Raw genomic sequence first — 19,147 nt, 5'->3', positions numbered from 1 at the left:
AAAAGCGTGTCAACAACAGGTAACTGCGGTTTGACACGCTTTTATTTTATGATAAAAATTTAATTTCCAAACAAATCATCCACATAATTGACAATAATCCAATTTCGAAGACAGCCGATAGTCTTGATTCACCTGTCGCTGGTAATACTCCTTTACTACTTTTTGTACCTCGTTTTGGTTTATCAGCCAGCTTTTTAGTTTGAACCGAATTACTTTTCGAACTAGAAATGGCTTTAACAAAAGCCTGTAAATTTTCCTTCTTTAAGGCCTGTTTAGCGGTTGAATTCAAAGCAATTTTGCCTTGCGACACCTTTGCCACACCATGCGTTGTAAATGACTGCCTTTTGTACTGATTACCATTAATTAAAGAGGTGGTGATTGTCTTTTGAGCGCCAACTCGATAAACAAGGTACTGGTTTTGGCCTAGCTTAAAAATTTGACCATGACCGAAACTCTTTGTGACGACCTTTGTGCTCAGAACTTTCTTTGCCTTATTTTGAAGTGTCACCTGTAGCTTATGCTTGTTGATCATCAAGGTTGTTAAAATATCGCCATTCGGCCACGTCTGAACAACTTGAGTAGGTGATGTGCCAAATTCTTCTGAAACTTCAGATTTCATACCATTTTTAACAGTCGTCATAATACTAGTCACGTGACCACTCGGACTGGTCATTGACCCATCCGTTTGATAATTTTTACCGTTTCCTATTCTTTGAATAAGCACATAACCTGACGGCAAAATTGTGATTTTCGTACGTGTCCTTTTGGCAGAAATAGTTTCGACAGTTCGCCCCCGTTTAACCGTTTTAAGCTGTTTGAAACCAGATATCACATATTTGTTTTTGGCGGTTCCCACTCGATAAGCCCCGTCATTACCGACAATGACAGCAACTTTTTCGCCATTTGGATACGTTTGAATCACGTTGACTAAGTTGCCTAATATAATCCCCGAAACGGTCATCGATTTATCTGAACCAATCACAATATCATTCATCGTTTTCGTGTAGCGTAATGTAATTGTCTGATTTTTCAGAGGATACAAACCAGTTAGTACAGATGAACTACTGATAAATGTTTCCTTGCCTGATTTTAAAGTCTTAATCTTATAAATGTTGCCATAATATCCAGTAATTGACCGATTACGATTCTTCCCCGTATTAAGGTTGTTACCCAAGTTATCAATATCACGGATTGATAATCTTATTTTCACACCTTGATACTTAAAAACAACTGGCGCATTTTCAGCAGCGTATTTCCCCGTTACATTCCGTTTCGTTTTTAGTTGGTAGCCCTTAATTGTTTTTTGTAAACCTGTGACGTTATACTTGGCGCCAACCTTACCTGTCAAAACTTTTTGGGTCGCAATTTCTTTATTATTTTGATTCACATATTTAACCGTAATTTTTGCGTTTGAAACTGCCTTATCCATCGTTGGAGTGGCGCCACTAGATTGCTTAGCGATACTTGAGGCATTGGAACTCGATGAATTTTTTAGCGAACTTGTGCTTGCAGAACTGCCCGTATTAACTTGAGCATGGACCGGTATTGAAATCATGAAAAAGCTCAAGATTGCTATTTCTATAATCCAAATTTTTAGAACCTGTCCCCTTTTAAACATAAAACTCACCCGCCTTTCTAAAACGGAGATTTGTTTGTTTAACCTATTTAGTTGTCTACAAATTTGTTGATATTCACGATAATACTTGCCACATAATGAAAAGCAATCGCTAAGAACCAAACCACGATAACTTCTATTAAAAAATCTGGTTTAAATAACCGAACATGCTGTGCTAAAACAGAATTCAAAATTTGAAGGCCAATCACTGTACCCGACAAGAGCCAAAAACTAAAAGACATTCTTTGAAAATGTTTTTCCAATGTCGTCTTCCGAAGGTGAAAGTAGTCTTTTAAACACATCGTAAACTGATTCATTATATAAAGAAGCACCACGTACTGAATAATAAGAATGGCACAATATCCAATCGCAAATAGGTAGCTCGTGTGAAGTCCGCTAATGCTAACACTAAAATCAAAAGGATTTGAAAGTTGGTACATTTCTGGAATCATTTTAAACGAATGCTGGATATCCGCTGTTAAGTAATCCCAAATACCACTGACTTTGCGCCATCCTATTATGAAGGTTACAAATTCCAAAATCCCAAAAATTTCTAATATATACTTATCATATTTGCTGTGCACGTGATCACTCCCTTTTAAAGTAATTTGGTATAAATCAAGAAACCATACGCGACAAATGCAAAATTACGCGATTGTTTCATAAAATTCGGCCTGATTTTCACCAAAATATTTAGCCTTTGTTGTACATTTAGATTGCTATTATAATTTTTAAAAAATCTGGTCCTTTTTTTCAATATCTCAACCGTAACAATTCGCATTAAATTTTTTAAATTAATAATGATCTCATTTTTCTACCAATCATAACTATAGTTACCAACAGTCGAAAAATAAAAAACGCCGATACGTTGAATCTTAATATTAATATTCCCGACCCCCGAAATTTCAACGTTAGGTCGTCGTGGTGTCACCGTCGTTAGACCATTCGTTTGCAATGCATCATTATTTTTTGATGTTAATTGAACTTCAGTTTTGATAGCGGTGTTCGGATCTGAATAGCCATTAATGGCAAAACGAGCACTTATTTCCGGTGACAATAAACAAAGAACGAAAATCACGATAAGCCCTAAAGCAACTTGATTAACCGCTTTAACTGGTCGATCCCGATTACAAATAATAACAGCCAAGTATGCATCACAAACAAGTACTGACACAACACTAAACATACTAACTGAAAGCAGATAAATAGGTGGCATCGACGTTACACTAGCCAAAATCATCCAAATTAGAGCGACAAGATTCAATTTACAACTTCTAAACAACGTCATCAGCAATAAAATGGTAACTCCTATAATTGGCGCAAATGACAAGGCCATCATCCCCATAAACATGGTAGGAAAACTAACGCCAGAATACAAAATTGCCGATCGTAATCCCCACAAAATATTCAGTCCGAGCCAAACGCCCAGATACATTAAAAATTTAAAATAACGATTTTGCATCAGCCTCATCTTCCTCATATTATGTAAACCGGTTCCATTTAACTAAATATTAGCACTTCACACCAGTAAAACAACTAAAAACTAGACAATCTAAAAACTGCTCATCCCTATTAAGATGAACAGTTCTACATGTTTTTCATGAATGGCGGTTAGCCAGCGCCAAAATAAACACTGTACTTAAAATTAGCACCGTTCCGATCGTTTCCATGATACCAAATGTTAAGTTTAAAAATATCACTGAAACAATTGTCGCCGATAAAGGTTCGAACGCGTCTAGCAGTCCCGTTGCAGTTGCTGAAATATACGCCAAACTGGCCAAATAAATGAAATAAGCAATTACCGAGCCAAAGACGACAATAAATAGATAGCCCGCCCATCCGGCAACGTCAAACTTAGGAACATCGCGCCAAACTGGTTGAACGAAATTAAACAATATGCCACCCACTACCATAGACCACGCAGAAACCGTCATTGAGCCATATTGATCAAGAATCTTTTCTGGGAGCAACACATATGCAGCGGCTGCGACACCAGTCACCACACCCCAAAAGAAAGCTGCCGGTGAGATTGTGAGTTTGGTCGGGTTTCCTTCTGTAATTAATAGAAATGTCCCTACTAAAGCAGCAACGATAGCCCAAACATCACCGCGCCGAGGAACTTTTTTATAGCGCACAATCGTAAAAATCACAATAAACACGGGTGATAGAAATTGGAGAATGGTGGCCGTTGCAGCGTTACCAACCGCAACGGCTTTATAATAAACTGCCTGCATCGCGGTCATCCCAAAAATGGTAAAAATCACCAAATGTATAATAGCTGTTTTATCACGCCAAATGGTAAATAATTTTGGCCTTTCTTTGGGCTGTGTCAGACCAAAAGCCAGCAACATGATGCCACCGAAGAGCATTTTTGAGCCGATTAACCATCCCAATTTTAAATCGTAATTGGTAAATAATAGCTGCGCAATAGGACCAGAAATTCCCCAACAAATGGCCCCAATTGACGCGTATAAAATTCCCCGTGTTGACCTACTCATGATATCTCCCCCGCATTCGCACGTATTCACTGAAAACTCAGTTTCTGTTTTCCATTATCTGACTATTAGAAAATTAACGCAATGGGGATTTGAGATGAATCAAATAGTGAAAATTACTAGAAATCAAAGGAGCGCGTATAAGGATGACTCACAGCAGGATTTCGATCCTCCCTCCGTCACCAGCCCATCTTGCTTTTTTCCGTTGAGCATCAGGACAGTTCTTCAAGTCAAAGGGGCGCGTATAAGTATGACTCACAGCAGGATTTCGATCCTGCCTCCGTCACACTTATACGCCCCCCTTTACCGACTTGAAGAACTCACTTATTCTTAGGACAGCTCGACATAACAAGCGTAAAGAAATAAGCATGCTTCCAGCGGGGAATTCTCCCCGCATCCAGCACGCTTATTTCTTTACGCTTACCGTTATGTCTCGCTCACTTTTTTACTCTTCTTAATATCTCAATATTCCCGCAGCCACCTTATCCGTTGGCATATCTTCCGCATCCAACAGAACCACACGGCCTGCACTCTGCATCGTCTTATCCACAATATCCGTAATCAAATTATTACTTTGAGCTTCCGGCGTATCCGTATCCAGCTTGCCCTCTTCATCAATTCTACCTATCACCGTTGTATCATTTCTCACAAACAACGTATCAATCTGGCCAGCCACCGCGCATCTTACCAACTCACGCATATCACTCGTCGCCTTATTCTTATCCTTCGCCGTTTCATAACGCTGTTTTTGCACATCCATAATCTCTTCAAACCACTTATGTGCCACCGGACGCATTTTGTCCTCTAATTGATCCAATCCCAAGCCACTTGGCGATTCCTCAATTCGTAAATGCTTCGATAAGTTTTGATTTTTTGAAACTTGTCGGAAACGTGCCTGATTCTCTGGTAAAGCAAAAACAATTGTCATCAAGCCTTCTGGTTGCGCATAAGTTTCTGTAACATACTGATCTACCATTTGGTAATAGTTAATTTGATCATTTGTAATTTCTTGACTCTTCTCATTGTGACCGTGATAAGCTACTGCCACATCGCCGCCATGATTCGAAGCACCACGGAATGTGACCTCACCACCAACTAATTCATTGTCCCCCAATGATTCCTTTAAAGTTCTCGGTGCATCCTCATCCAAACGAACTTTCTGCAAATCATAGACTTCACCACGATAAAGCTCAAATGAAGTTTGATTAAGCGTCACTAATAAGTATTCGAATTTCATTTCAAGTTCTTGAATAATTGGTAAAACATTTGGTTTACGCGAAACAGAAACCTGATTCGTATATGCCTCTGCCAATTGGAAAGTTTCAATTCGGTCCATATTGCCAATTAATACTGTTGAACGGCCCTTAGCGTTTAGCCAGAAACTGCTGTCATCGCCATAAATTCCCCAACGACTCAAACAGGCATCACAATCAACATCAGCAAATTGTTTATTAAACTTTTCTCTTGCTTCTTTTATTAAGTTCTTAAAAGTGATTTTTGTTTGTTGCACTTCTTTTAAATCGGCCGGATTATTCAGAATCATCGTGATAAATGGTCCGTCCTCTGAACGCACTAAATCGTATAAATCATTTTTGTTAATTCGCATAGGTCATTCCTCCAGTAATAATATTAGATATGAAAGCCTTTTCTTCATCTTCTAACAGCATAGCATGTTTTTAAAAAAATAGCCAGTATAGTTATAACTTTCATAAGCTAGAAATTATTGCCACTCTAATGAAACGCTAACCATCATTTACTGAAACAAGTCAAAATGAGCTTTCAAATACTTGCCAGTCTCGCTTTTAGCTGTGTTAGCTACTTCTTGGGGAGTTCCTGCGGCAATAATTTGACCCCCGAATTGACCGCCCTTGGGGCCGAGATCAACCACATAATCCGCATTAGCAATAACGTCCAAATCATGTTCAATGATAATAATGGTAGCTCCTTGTTCGATCAGGCGATCAAATACGTGAATTAAGGTTTGAATATCCAGGGGATGTAGCCCTACGGAAGGTTCATCAAACACAAATAACGTGCCGCTTTGTTTACGCCCCATTTGTGAAACAAGCTTCAACCGTTGGGCTTCCCCACCGGATAAGATCGGAGTACTTTCGCCGAGAACTAAATATCCTAATCCCATTTCAGCCAGCTTTTCAAGAATCGTTTTGATGGCCGGAACATCGGCAAATACTGGTAACGCGTGCTCAACATCCAATGCCAAAATATCAGCAATTGAATAGCCATGCCATTTGACAGCTAATGTCTCATCATTGTAACGTTTCCCGTGACAAACAGGACACGTTTCCACCATATCCGGCAAATACTGAATATCAAGCGAAATTGTTCCAGTTCCTTTACAGTTAGGACAGGCTCCAGATCCCACGTTGTATGAAAAATGGCTAGCTGTCCACTTTTGCTGTTTGGCCGCTTCTGTGTCGGCAAATAAAACTCGCAAGGTGTCCAAAATTCCAGAGTAAGTGGCCACTGTCGATCGCACATTTTTCCCGACTGGCACAGAATCTACCATCACAACCCGGTGAATATGTGCACGATCCAAATGGCTGACATGACTTGGAATTGGCTCTTTTTTAATGGCCGCCTTAATGGCTGGAATCAAACTATCTAAAATCAAAGTCGTTTTTCCGGCACCAGAATAACCAGAAACCACGCTGAGACGTCCTTTCGGAAAATGGGCTGTAACGTCATGCAAGTTATAGCGATTCGAAACTCCAACCGCAATGTCACCTTTAGCAAATAATTGTGCCTTAGGAATTTGTTTGCGAACCAACAGCTTTGCAGTGCCATTTAAAAACGGCGCGATCAAGGATTTCGAACTTTTTTGAATTGTCGGAACCGTTCCTTGATCAATGACTGTTCCGCCATTTTTACCAGCACCCGGTCCAATTTCAATCACATAGTCTGCAGCCGAAATAATGCGTGTATCATGATCAACCACGACCAATGAATTGCCTTGCGCAACTAACTGATGCAAAATTTTAATCAGGCCGCTGACATTAGCGGGATGTAACCCAACCGAGGGTTCATCTAATACATATAAGACGCCCGTTGTTTGACTTCGCAGCGTTCTTCCCAACTGAATTCGTTGTAACTCACCAGTTGATAACGTATCACCAGCTCGATCAAGAGTTAAATAGTCTAAGCCTAAATCAAGAACCGGTTGCAAACTATCTTTCAATTCACCAACTAAACTGGCTCCTAATTCTTGCACTTGTTTTGGCAACCAAGGCCCAATTTTAGGCATAAATTGGGTTAATTCAGTTACAGTCATTTTTGAAACTTCAGCAATATTTTTATCGGCTAATTTAGTTTTTAATAGTTTGGGATCAAATCGGCTGCCATGACAAGTAGGGCAGGTATCAAATGAGTAGAACCGGTTCAAACGCGTGATTGCTCGTTCATTGGTAGTGGTCGCTAAACTATCCTCAACGGCTGCATAAGCATTTTCAAATTGAGCATTATCCATATGGAAAATTTTACCTGTTTTAGAAGGAATATTAATCGCATACTTTTTATTTTCACCATGCCAAACTTGCTCTTGATCTTTAGCACTCATCTGATTAAACGGAATATCAATCGGGATGCCAATTTGTTCCGCTACATAAATCATGAAGTTTCGTCCGGGTAATCGCCATGACGCAACCGCGCCTTCCCGTAGAGTTTTCGTTTGATCAGGAATGAGTCGCTCCTTCACAATCTGACGAACCTTGCCAATTCCATTACATGTGGGACAAGCACCTTCCGAATTAAAGGCAAAGCTTTCTGCACCGGGCGCCATGAATTTCACGCCACAAGTTGGGCAAACCACGTATCCCATGTTTTCGGCAACCTCTAGTGTTGGCGGTACCCGATGCCCATTCGGACAGACATGTGAACCCAGACGAGAAAACATCAGTCGTAAAACGTTTAAACTCTCAGTCATGGTACCAACTGTCGAACGCACACCAGGCACCGTCGGCCGTTGACGCAGTGCCAGAGCAGAGGGTAGATACTTTACTTCATCCACGTTAGCCTTCCCAACTTGGCTAATGCGACGGCGGGTGTATGTCGATAAAGAATTCAAGTATCGGCGAGCACCTTCAGCATAAAGGACCCCCATTGCCAACGAAGATTTTCCGGATCCAGATTTGCCCGTAATTGCTACAAATGCGTTTAAGGGAATCGTCACATTGAGATTCTTTAAATTGTTAACATGGGCGCCCATCACCTCGATGTTATCAGGTATTGTTTCTTTATGCTGAATTGCCATTTAAACCGCCTCTTCTTTCCGTTATTCTCTCTTTCAGTATAACGCGGGCAAATAATAAGCCATAATAAAAACACGTTCTGAAGTTAATTCTGAACTTCAAAACGTGCTGGAAAACCAACTTTTCTTATACTAAGTAAATCACTACAATCAGTGCCCTTACAGCCACAAGTGCAGATGCTCCTGCCAACAATTTATTAACTTGCCATTAGTATGCAGCTATAAGTATGCTTCAAATAATTAATCTCTTCGTTGCACAAAAAAGGACCAGCTTCCACCGATCCTTAATCTACACTATTTAGCTAATTCTTCACGACCAACTTCAAGATAGTGGTCCATATCTTCTTGAGGAACCATGCTACCACCAGTTGCCCAGACAATATGATTAGCAGTTTTCAATGAAAAGTCTGCAGCTAGATTTCCTAATGCTTGGTCCATAATTGTGAAACCAGCTGCGGCAGATGGCTCCAAACCAATTTTCTCGGTCTCGTATAAACGAACAACATCTTCCATCATATCGCTATCATTAAACGTTGCGGTTCCCAACAATAACGTTCGCATATTTTTACCAGCAATTCTTGATGCGCGACCCACAGCCAAACCATCAGCCTTTGTGGTTCCATCAATGCCAATATCATAGACAGAAATTTTGTCGTTTAAACCGGTCACCATTCCTAAAGTAACAGATGGAATATGCGTCGGTTCCGCAAAAATTGCATGCACATGTTCGCCTAGGACCTTCTTTAATCCAAAGGTTACACCACTTGGACTACCACCAACACCAGCTGGCAAGTATACAAACAAAGGATGATCTTTATCAACCTTGATTCCTTGTGATTTTAACTGAGCTTGTAAACGTAAAGCCGCCACAGAGTAACCCAAGAACAAATCATATGAGCCTTCATCATCAATGAAGTAAGTCATCGGATCTTCAGCTGCCATTTTACGTGCTTCCGTGATTGCATGGGTAAAGTTATCATTGTACTCCACAACATTTACACCAAAGGCCCGCAGTTTGTCTTTCTTCCATTGTGAAGCATCTGCTGACATATGCACAGAAGTCCGAAAACCAAGCTTTTGAGCCACAATTCCGATTGAAAGACCTAAATTACCTGTCGAACCAACCGCAATTCCATATTTAGCAAACAAATCGTGATACTTCTTGCTAGCTAGAACAGCATAATTATTTTCATAAATTAATCCGCCTTCGCGAACAGCAATCTTTTCAGCAAACTTCAATACTTCATAAATGCCGCCCCGTGACTTAATGGAGCCAGAGATTGGCAAGTAATTATCAGCTTTTAAGTACAAGCCGCCTTCAATTTTGTGAGCAAAAGTTTTATTTAAACGGGCTTTCATGTCAGGAAGATCAACTAATGGAGATTCAAGAATACCATGAGTGGCAACTGTTTCTGGAAAAGCGACTTCAAAGTAAGGTGCAAAACGATGGAATCGTGCTTCGGCATCAAAAATATCTTCGATTCCGATTGAGAGTTTGGCCTCTTTACCGTAATCTGGATTTCGCCAAAAAAATGGCTTCAAATCTTGCATGGTTTTTACTTCTGGGTACTTTTTAACTAAAGCATCGACATTCATTTTCTAGATCTCCCTATTCTTGTTTTTGTACGTTATCCAGTATAACAACAATGACTTCTTTTTTTAAGTGGTCTAAGGTAATTCAACACAAATTTAAGTTATCAACCGTGCTTTGTAAAATTTACAAACAGAATTGGTCATATAATTAATTCTCAGCTTTATAGTCTAAGTACCAGTCGTACCATGATTTGAACCAAAACTAACAATACAACTAGCAAATTGCTCAATTTTATTTTTATCACTAACAACCAACTTAACAAATATCCCACTAGGAAGATAACTATTCCCTGCCAAAAAATATGACCATAGCATAGTGCGTCCCAGATACTTGTTGTTATCATGATCACTAACCAAAGATTTGAGCAATCAATTAAAACACGCTTGTTTTCGGTTTTCTTTGATCTTACAATTGCCATTTTTCTTATCGTATAATGCTCCCTAACCGGCTGCACAATCGCCATTGTATACAGCCAAATTGACAAACAAAAAAGAGCTAAAGAACTTATCGTAAGGTCGTTTAGAGAATATTGTAAATAAAACAATTCGTTATTTGTCTGATAATAGCTATCTATCAGTTTTAACCAAATTAGTGTTCCTACAAATGTGAAAACTAACGGTCTGAAATAGGCGATAGTATCCCATGTTCTATTTTTAGACATTCGTCAATTTTCATCTCCTCATATTCCTCATGCGAAGCAATTATGATGTTTCGGCCTTCTTGTCGCAATTGATTCATTAAAGTTACAAATTTTTGTAGACTTTCTTGATCCAAACCTCTAGAAGGTTCATCTAACAAAATGAGATTTTGCTTTTCCATTATGGCTTGAATAATTCCAGCTTTTTGACGCATTCCGACAGAATAATTTTTCATTTTGGTGTGACTATGTAAATCTAACGCTAGCATTTGACAGAGCTTTTCCGCGTATGCTTCATTCAAACGAGACTTGATACTTGCTAAATAACGCAAATTATAAGCCAAACTAAAATTTTCTAAAAAACCAGGGTTTTCAATCAATGCACCTAAATTAGTTGTTGCGGCCAGTTTAATTTCCCCATAATCTGGCTTTTCCATTCCTGAAATTAATTTAAACAGTGTAGACTTCCCGGAACCGTTAATTCCTTTTAACTGAATAATTTGTCCTTCGTCTGCTATCTGCAGGCTAATGTTTTTCAAAACAACTGTTTTTTTGTAACTCTTAGTCACTTTCTCAACTACTAATAAATTCGTCATTGAACCATTCCTGCCGCCTTTCCTAAAGCATTCATGATGATTCCATAGTGCACCATGACATTTAAACCCATCGCCAATATCAGACCAAATACTTTATTAATTCTGAATAAAAAGGCGTTGATGCTTACTTCAAAAAGAATGCCCTGACACCAATTAACTAAGACAAAAATTAAGGTAATGGCGCCCAATTGAGCATGAATTGGAATGATCATTAAGGCAAGTATCGTCTCGATTCCAATATATAAGCCAACACGAATAACTGCCGTCATTTCCATAAACTGTAAGTACAATCTTTTTCCCATTCTGGGGATTAGCAACGGATTAATATGATCGAGTTGCCAGCTTTGTTTAGCTGCCAAAATAATATAAAAATTATTGAAAATAAGCACCTGCATATTGCTCAATCCTAGACCGGAAAATAAATCTTTACTGCGATAGGCAAAAGCCACCGCAATAACCGCTAGTGCTCCAATAAAAATCCATGTAGCTAACAAAAAGCTGTTATTGATGATTTTCTTCATAGAATTTTCCTTTGATAAATAATGCGATCAATCCATAAGTCACACTCACATACACAATACCAGTTAACATATATTGAACGTAGAGCGACAAGCTGGGAATACTACCACCAATGATTTGATTTCCAGGCATAATTAAAATGGGAAGGAAAAATAAATAGCTTATTAAACTCCCCCCCAATAACGCTGGAATTAGGAACAACAGTAAACCAACTATTATGCCCAATCCCCAGAAAACATACGGATTTTTAATAAATAGACTAATTGCTAGTACTAAACAAATAAATATAGCCCATCCAATTGAGGTCAAGAGAACAAACCAAAACAGGTTTACATAGCCATTTTGAGAAAAAACATAACCTAACGAATTTTTTAAAAATCTGCTTGACCGTAGCACTCGAATTGGTGACATCAAAAAATTAATTTCGAGTAGTAATAGACATTGCCAAACAAGAACTGCCGTAAAAGTAACAACAAAAGTTTTAATAAAAATATTTTGTATGTATCTTTTCAGTGATCCTAATCTGGTAATCAAGAATTTATTAAAGCCAGTATAACGGTTTTGAGAAAGGTTATTGCCAAAAAATAAAGGCACACAAATCATGGGCAGCAACATCAAGAACACCGATTCATAGGTTCCTTGAATGTTATAAAAGAAGCTAATTCCGGCTTCAAGACTATTGCCCACCGCACTTGCTGGCGGTTCACCCATAAAAACAATGTAGGCCCAGACACCATAGATAAAATAAAAGATCCCCACTGCGTATAGATTATATCTGGTTAATTTCATTATTATTCCTTTCCCCCTTTAGACTCTAATTATCGTAAAAAATGAAGTCTTCTGATGATTTCAAATTACAGATAATTAAATACTTTGAAAAAAAGAACCGGTAAAAATCTACCTGTTCTCTTTAATAGCTTACTTTGTACATGTTTTAATTATAAGAATGTACATTCAGCTGTAAATTTTATTAACTCCCCCAGAGTATATGGACACTAATTTTCCGTCAGCAAATTTCGTTAATCAACAAAGTTAATTGTACAGCGCCACCAAATTACCGCCCAGAAACTAGTGGTTTACATTCTAGCAACTCAACGTTTACATGACCTGTATTGATAGAAATTGAACTTCAATGAAGGTTAATTTTTAATAACTGAACCCATACTTTGTTGTTACGTCACATTGTAATCCAATATTCACTAGACTAGTCCAATAAAAAATTAACGTACAAGTTTTACAGATTAACGTAAAAACAGACTTTTATCAATTTCAATTTCAAACACTTATTGCTTTGGATGAGATTATTGTTTGCAAAAATTCTCTTTTCATAGTTGTTTATTTTTAAATATGATGATTTATGCACCCTATTCAGGATAGTAATGCCGTAATTGGCACATCTAAGTAACCTAATATATGATCATAAGAACTATGACTAGGAATCTCCAACTTGAATCGTACAACAGCTTGAGGATTAAGATCTTGAATTGAAACATTCTTACCTTGGTTGTCAACATAACATTGAGAAGCAAAAATAGATTGGAATTTCACAGTAACCTGATTTGCTTGTTGTTTTTCACCAATTTTTGCTCCACTTGATCCTAACATCAAATCTCCAACTTTCTTATTATTAACCATAACATCTGCGTCTGATATCCACGTTGCTTTCTTAATTAAACTAGCTGTCGACTTAGCCATTTTTCGCTGATCAAATGACACCGAATAGTTGAGAACAAACGAATGTGAAGTTGAATTAATTTGATCAATTGCACCTTGGCCAGTTGTAAGGTTACCAGTTTTTTCAGTAACTTTATGAACGGTTGTGGAAAGTGACTTAGTTTTGATTGTGGGTAGTGAAATGCTCTGTGAAGATCCATTAACATGTCCAATACGAATATCAATGGTATCATTGCTAGCTGATGAATCACCATTAACATAGAAGGCAATAAATTGACGGTAATGCCCAAGGGAAATCTGTCCATAATTTTGTTCAACATCAATGACTGACTGATGTTGATTAAGTGTCACGTGTACATCCTGACGACGAAGTGCTGCAGGATTAATACGGGCACCATTATAGTCAATGACAAATGCTTTAATACCCGCAGATGTCATTACACCTCTAACTTGAATTGTTAGTCCATCCTCCTTTACTGCTGATGAATTCACAGATTGATAAGCGGAGACATCTGACAGACCACTAAAAATTTTATTCATGGTGGGATCAAAATTATGCGTCCTTTGATTTTTTTTATCAAGTAGTTGGTGAATTGCAGGAATAACACCTCCAGCCTGAATAGTCAATGGATTAAATAATATGATACTAAGAAGAGCGGCCACAGTAAGCATAAGTTCTAATTTTCGATGGCTTTGTTGCCGCTTAGTTGCTTGATTAAGTCCTCTGGTTATTGCCTGAGTAACCGCAGTTTCAGGTACTTTTATCTTATTTGTTTCTTGCTGCCAGTTAATATTCACGAATGACATCTCCTTTTTCTCGTAGCCATTCACGGCCGCGGTTTAATCTACTCTTAACCGTTCCAGTTGGTACTCGTAAAATTTTTGTGATCTCAGATTCCTGTAATTCATTAAAATAAAAGAGAATCAACACCACACGAAACTTTTCTGGAACCATTACAAGATCTTGCATTAAATCCTGATGCAGATCCACTTGTTTATGACAATCTGCTGTCAATTCAACTATTTCTGGTACCGGTGTTTCACGACGATAAAGGTGACGCGAAACATTAATTAAAATACGTATTAACCATGTATCAAAATATTGTAAATGATGCAGATGCTTGATACTCAAAAAGGCTTGCAAAGATGTTTCTTGCACAATATCCAGAGCATCCTCTTTATTGTGAATGTAAAGCAACGCTGTTTTATAGAGCTTTGCTTGTCGATTAACCAGTAATTTAGTTAATGCTTCTCTATCACCTCGTTTTGCTAACAAAATCAGTTCCATATCTTTTTCCAATACGTTCCCCCCTCTTTTCATTCCTACACCTATTAGTGACTAGTCATAGATAAAAGGTTCCAACAAATTCAACATTTGGTGATTTTTTTATGCCTTATTCAAAAAAATTCCCGCCAAAAATTTCAACCACAAGTTTGTGATTACATTTTCTGACGAGAATCCTTATAGTAATACAGGACATTCTCCATTAATTTTGTTTTTCCAGAATACTTGACGCTACAGAGAAAAATCTTTTATTTTTTTCATGCTATGTAAAATAACAAAAGTACCCGCGAAGAAAGTATTACTACTCTTCTTTTGTTATTATTCCCCATAAATACTTATTTTCCGTTGCCATTATTTTTAGTGATTTAAATTACCACATAAATGTAGTATATATGCATACAAATCAAAACGGTAAATTAAAAAATTAACGTGCACTTTTTAATGATTAACGTCATTATTCAACAGAATTTAAAGCTACAGTTCATTGCTTCGGTGTTTGATAATAACTAAAGCTGTCAATAAAACAATCTGTAAGAGTAATAATTCGCTGAAACCTACTTCAATGCCTAAAATCACATACCTGTCATTATTGCCATTCGTGCCGGCTCATCATTTAATGAGGATGCCACCCCCGTCAGACACAGATAACCACCTAGTAAAATGGCAATGATAGACAAACTAATTTTTACGATTTTCATATTATTCTCTCCTATTACAATCGAGCATAAGCCTTTTTATGCACCTCATATTTAAAGATAGCTTCTAAATCAGGATAATGCTGATTAAAAACCGGCACATAGCCGTTTTTGGTAACCTCGGCGAAAATTACTCTACCACACTGTTCATTATTCAATTCAAGGTGTACGCCATTAGCCATCAAAGTAACATTTCTGACACCTTGAATTCGTTTAAGTCGTTCTACATTCTGATATCCTTCAATATCTAATCTCAACCGACCAAATTGTCGATAAATTTCTGTTGGTGTCCCTTTTAAAACAGTTTGACCATGTTTCAACATGACAATATAGTCTGATAACTTCTGTACATTATCCATATTATGAGTTGAAAAGATAACCATTGTCCCTTGCTGCTTTGCCGCTAAGATCGCCTTAATCAGCAATTCACTATTTACCGGATCCAATCCAGAAAATGGTTCATCCAAAATTAACAATTGTGGCTTAAACATCAGACAAGCAATCAGTTGCACCTTTTGTGCATTTCCTTTGGATAAAGATTCGATTTTATCAGTGGATTTCCCAACCACATTAAATCTTTTCATCCAGTCGTCTAGGAGTATTATAGCTTCCGCTTTTTTCATCCCGTGTAGTGCTGCAAAGTAAAGCAGTTGACTTTTAATGGTCTCCTTTGGATAGAGTCCTCGTTCTTCAGGCATATCGGTGATTGCATCAGGAGTCAATGGTTTGCCACTCCACAATATTTTTCCGCTGTCTGGTTTAATAAAATCCAAAATCATGTGAAAAGTTGTCGATTTTCCCGCACCGTTTTGCCCGATCAAGCTCAATATTTGACCACCATGCAAGGAAAATGATAAATCGGATACCGCATTAAAATTGCCAAACCGTTTCGAAACATGTTGTAGTTCAATCATTTAAAACTCACCTTTTATTTTCTTTCAAATTGCCCGTATTCTCGTGTACAAGCACTGATAAAAACGGATTTGCTTTCTTGGATGATAACAAGCCAAAGCGATATTGCCGAATACTCTGTTTTAGTAGCCAAGCTATGATAACCAACTGAATTACGATGTTCAAATAGGCTTCAACGTAACTAACATTTTGATTAGCCAGTAATGTTGGCATCAATAAGGATCCAATCGGTGGAAAGGCTAATACAACATTGGCGTACACACGCATAACGCTAATTCCTGCATCAAAATAATGCGGTGCATTAAATAAAAATGCCACCATCGTTCCAGTTCCGATCAGCAACATGACAGGAATAACGGCCACCGCCACTTGTGACTCATCTGTCACATAAGACGCAATTTCGGTAACCCACACTAGTGCCATAAATAACGCCACTGCGGCATCTAACACTATGTACACGAAAAAAACGGGGCTAGTATTTTTAATGATTGTTTGAACAATAAAACCGTGCGTCACTCGCTCGTATATATAAATTAATCCAGTATAAATCGTCATGTGTAAAAGCATCAGGCAATAGGTTGCTGAGATTTTACCAATCAATTGTTCTTTAGCATCTACCATTGCCAATAACATTTCCGAAATTTTACTTGTTTTATCCGCAGCCACCGAATTAGCCATAATAGACACATACGAAAGACTAACCATAAAAATAAATATGGGGAGAAAGTTTCCCCAAAATAAATTTAAATTCAAATAATTGCTAGTCGACAGATCGAGATGAATATTTCCGCTTCGTTCAAAAATTGCTGCAATTAATAATGGCCACAAAATAATTGTCCAATAAGTAAATGAACTTAATTGACCTTTAATTTCATGACAGGCTACCGCCAAAACTTGTTTTTGTTTGAGTATCTTCATCTCATCACTTCTCCATTAATCCATAATTGCAGCTTTTTTATATTTCTGTTTGACTATCCAAAAATAGCCTACAAGCAAAAGCATTTGCAGACCCGTACTTATGAATAAAAAGAACGTATCATCCCGATGATAAAAAACAAGTTGACTGCTAATCATTTGTGACCACACCGGAAAAATTAGAGCAGTAAGCAACTTAGAACTTGAAAAATGTCCCAAAGTAACGAATGTCAAAAAGATGGAAATCATGATATACGCATAAACTGGCATTAAAGCCTGTAGTAAATGACTATGATTTTTTATGTAAATGCTGATATGTGCCGTCAATAATACTATCCAACCAAAGATTTGTAGCATAAGTAAAATTAATAAAAAGGTGTGCCAATTTACAAAGTAACTGTAACTGTCTGTCATTAACGAGGATAACAGTTCATTCGTTGTCATTAAAAAAGAGAAACCAATTATATATAGACCCAAGCTTGCTATCAAAAGATAAAAGACACCTAGTAATCTGCCAGAAAATTGATCCTCTGATCTACTAATGACCCACAAAAACTCATTAATTTTTGACGATCGATCATTTTCAATCTCATTCCCAGTTATGGGTATTAATAACAAACTAAAGAGTAAGACAAAGACACCCATGCCAATTGATAAAGTTCTGGGAAAATTACTAAACACTAAATTTTTTGTGTTCACATCAGGCGAGATTCCAAATGCAAAAATCATAACTAACACAGAACCCGGCCATAACAAGCCGGACCAGTATGAGTTTTTTTTGATGTTATGTTTAAACGTAAATTTAGCTATAACGTTTACCCGTCGTAAATTTATTTTTGTCATAAAAACTCTAAGCGAATTCGTGAAAAGCATGCAATCTAGACATATTCGTTTTAGTATTCATCCCTTTACTAATTTTACCTATTTGTTACTACGCTCGCTTTTGCGCCAATAATATATTTCTGCAATGATTCCGATAATTTGCAATAAACTCCAAACTATCCCACATATCGTTGCCGTAAGTGCCGCACCATACATTTTGCCATCTAAAATGTAAATTAAATTGAAGATCAGGCAGGTTATAAACAAGCCCCATTCAACAATGCTTAAAGTTTTACTATTTGCTTTGCTTTCTGCTTTCATAATAATTATCTCCCTACTTTTTCTATGTTTATAGTTTATAACTGTGTTCCAATGCGCAAACAATTAAAAAATTAACGTCCTGTTTTGGCTGATTAACGTAAAAAAATGAACTCACAAACTTGCGCGAGCTCACTTCGACTTTCAATATTGTTCACAATAAACCAATACTAGGATTGTGACGATCAAATTTGATAATGAGTGACACAGTATCGCCATTTTTAAATCATTAGTTACATGATAAACACTAGCATATGCTATCCCAGAAAAAAGTAATTCAAGTGTATCTAACGAAAATGAATATCCATGAAAAAAAGCAAAGATTACCGAAGTTAATAATATTTGAACAAATGGATGCATCTCCTTTAAGATACCTCCTTGTAGGACACCTTGAAATAAGAACTCCTCCAAAACTGGTGACACGAATATTAACGTCACAATTAAAATTGGGCTTAAACTAGTGTGCAACACTGAAGCTAAATCTGCATTACTTGCCTTATCGTCAGTCCATATCGAAATAAGCGATTGAATGCCCTGAGATAAAATCGCCATAAGTATTGAAAATCCAACATTTTTAAAGATTATTGCCTTTCCCAAGATCACATCATTATTAACTTTGTGATATAGCAAAAAAACTAGACCAAACGCAATTACCGAACTGATTAATAATAAAAGAAGGTGGTTCATAGTACTAAAGTCGTTTGCACTTTCATTAGGCCAAAAGTTTTCGGCAAGTGTGGATATCTGAATAACAATGAAAAGTAATAGAAAACAAAGAAAGTAAAAAATTTTCGAAAACAATTTGC

The 19,147-nt window shown here is 37.4% G+C and carries 18 protein-coding genes; all 18 read right to left on the bottom strand.

Annotation, left to right across the window (positions count from 1 at the left end; genetic code table 11):
- Window positions 1-46 precede the first annotated feature (46 nt).
- On the bottom strand, window positions 47-1,555 hold the full coding sequence (locus PPA04_RS05000) for a MucBP domain-containing protein (RefSeq protein ID WP_186806954.1): 1,509 nt from the start codon (window positions 1,553-1,555) through the stop codon (window positions 47-49).
- 110 nt (window positions 1,556-1,665) lie between these two features.
- On the bottom strand, window positions 1,666-2,199 hold the full coding sequence (locus PPA04_RS04995; protein ID WP_057784175.1) for a hypothetical protein: 534 nt from the start codon (window positions 2,197-2,199) through the stop codon (window positions 1,666-1,668).
- Window positions 2,200-2,429: 230 nt separating this feature from the next.
- Window positions 2,430-3,077, bottom strand: coding sequence for a hypothetical protein (locus tag PPA04_RS04990; protein ID WP_057784174.1), 648 nt, complete (start codon window positions 3,075-3,077; stop codon window positions 2,430-2,432).
- A 136-nt stretch (window positions 3,078-3,213) separates the two neighbouring features.
- A complete protein-coding gene (locus PPA04_RS04985) occupies window positions 3,214-4,113 on the bottom strand; it encodes a DMT family transporter (protein ID WP_186806953.1) in 900 nt (299 codons plus the stop codon).
- A 451-nt stretch (window positions 4,114-4,564) separates the two neighbouring features.
- On the bottom strand, window positions 4,565-5,716 hold the full coding sequence (locus tag PPA04_RS04980; RefSeq protein WP_057784172.1) for a baeRF6 domain-containing protein: 1,152 nt from the start codon (window positions 5,714-5,716) through the stop codon (window positions 4,565-4,567).
- 147 nt (window positions 5,717-5,863) lie between these two features.
- Entirely contained in the window at window positions 5,864-8,377 is a 2,514-nt protein-coding gene (locus PPA04_RS04975) for an excinuclease ABC subunit UvrA (protein WP_057784170.1), read from the bottom strand.
- Between the two features lie 291 nt (window positions 8,378-8,668).
- Window positions 8,669-9,970: a D-serine ammonia-lyase gene (dsdA, locus tag PPA04_RS04970; protein ID WP_057784168.1), complete on the bottom strand. Its 1,302-nt coding sequence runs from the start codon at window positions 9,968-9,970 to the stop codon at window positions 8,669-8,671.
- A 610-nt stretch (window positions 9,971-10,580) separates the two neighbouring features.
- Window positions 10,581-11,201, bottom strand: coding sequence for an ATP-binding cassette domain-containing protein (locus PPA04_RS04965; RefSeq protein WP_057784163.1), 621 nt, complete (start codon window positions 11,199-11,201; stop codon window positions 10,581-10,583).
- The gene (locus tag PPA04_RS04960; RefSeq protein WP_057784162.1) at window positions 11,198-11,722 is read right to left on the bottom strand and encodes a hypothetical protein; all 525 of its coding nucleotides are present in this window, start codon (window positions 11,720-11,722) and stop codon (window positions 11,198-11,200) included. The genes PPA04_RS04965 and PPA04_RS04960 overlap by 4 nt, the downstream gene beginning before the upstream one ends.
- Window positions 11,703-12,509 (bottom strand): hypothetical protein, encoded by an 807-nt coding sequence (locus tag PPA04_RS04955; RefSeq protein WP_057784160.1) that lies wholly within the window; start codon window positions 12,507-12,509, stop codon window positions 11,703-11,705. The genes PPA04_RS04960 and PPA04_RS04955 overlap by 20 nt, the downstream gene beginning before the upstream one ends.
- A 579-nt stretch (window positions 12,510-13,088) precedes the next feature.
- Window positions 13,089-14,192, bottom strand: coding sequence for a hypothetical protein (locus PPA04_RS04950; protein ID WP_057784158.1), 1,104 nt, complete (start codon window positions 14,190-14,192; stop codon window positions 13,089-13,091).
- Window positions 14,182-14,694 carry a sigma-70 family RNA polymerase sigma factor gene (locus tag PPA04_RS04945; RefSeq protein WP_057784156.1) on the bottom strand — a complete coding sequence of 171 codons (513 nt, stop codon included), beginning with the start codon at window positions 14,692-14,694 and terminating at the stop codon, window positions 14,182-14,184. Before PPA04_RS04945 ends, PPA04_RS04950 begins: the two co-directional genes overlap by 11 nt.
- Before the next feature lie 557 nt (window positions 14,695-15,251).
- On the bottom strand, window positions 15,252-15,377 hold the full coding sequence (locus PPA04_RS09800; protein ID WP_260280950.1) for a hypothetical protein: 126 nt from the start codon (window positions 15,375-15,377) through the stop codon (window positions 15,252-15,254).
- 14 nt (window positions 15,378-15,391) lie between these two features.
- Complete coding sequence (locus PPA04_RS04940) at window positions 15,392-16,288, bottom strand: ABC transporter ATP-binding protein (protein WP_057784155.1); 897 nt, start codon at window positions 16,286-16,288, stop codon at window positions 15,392-15,394.
- A 7-nt stretch (window positions 16,289-16,295) separates the two neighbouring features.
- Window positions 16,296-17,204: an ABC transporter permease gene (locus tag PPA04_RS04935; RefSeq protein WP_057784152.1), complete on the bottom strand. Its 909-nt coding sequence runs from the start codon at window positions 17,202-17,204 to the stop codon at window positions 16,296-16,298.
- 15 nt (window positions 17,205-17,219) lie between these two features.
- A complete protein-coding gene (locus tag PPA04_RS04930) occupies window positions 17,220-18,044 on the bottom strand; it encodes an ABC transporter permease family protein (protein ID WP_057784150.1) in 825 nt (274 codons plus the stop codon).
- Between the two features lie 78 nt (window positions 18,045-18,122).
- The gene (locus tag PPA04_RS04925; RefSeq protein ID WP_057784148.1) at window positions 18,123-18,344 is read right to left on the bottom strand and encodes a hypothetical protein; all 222 of its coding nucleotides are present in this window, start codon (window positions 18,342-18,344) and stop codon (window positions 18,123-18,125) included.
- Between the two features lie 141 nt (window positions 18,345-18,485).
- On the bottom strand, window positions 18,486-19,147 hold a 662-nt coding region (locus PPA04_RS04920; RefSeq protein ID WP_222591704.1), incomplete at its 5' end, for a CPBP family intramembrane glutamic endopeptidase.

Origin of the sequence: Pediococcus parvulus (assembly GCF_007990205.1) — a bacterium.
Classification (GTDB): domain Bacteria; phylum Bacillota; class Bacilli; order Lactobacillales; family Lactobacillaceae; genus Pediococcus; species Pediococcus parvulus.
The sequence above is the reverse complement of the archived record's forward strand: the minus strand, read 5'-3'. Positions and strand labels throughout refer to the sequence as shown.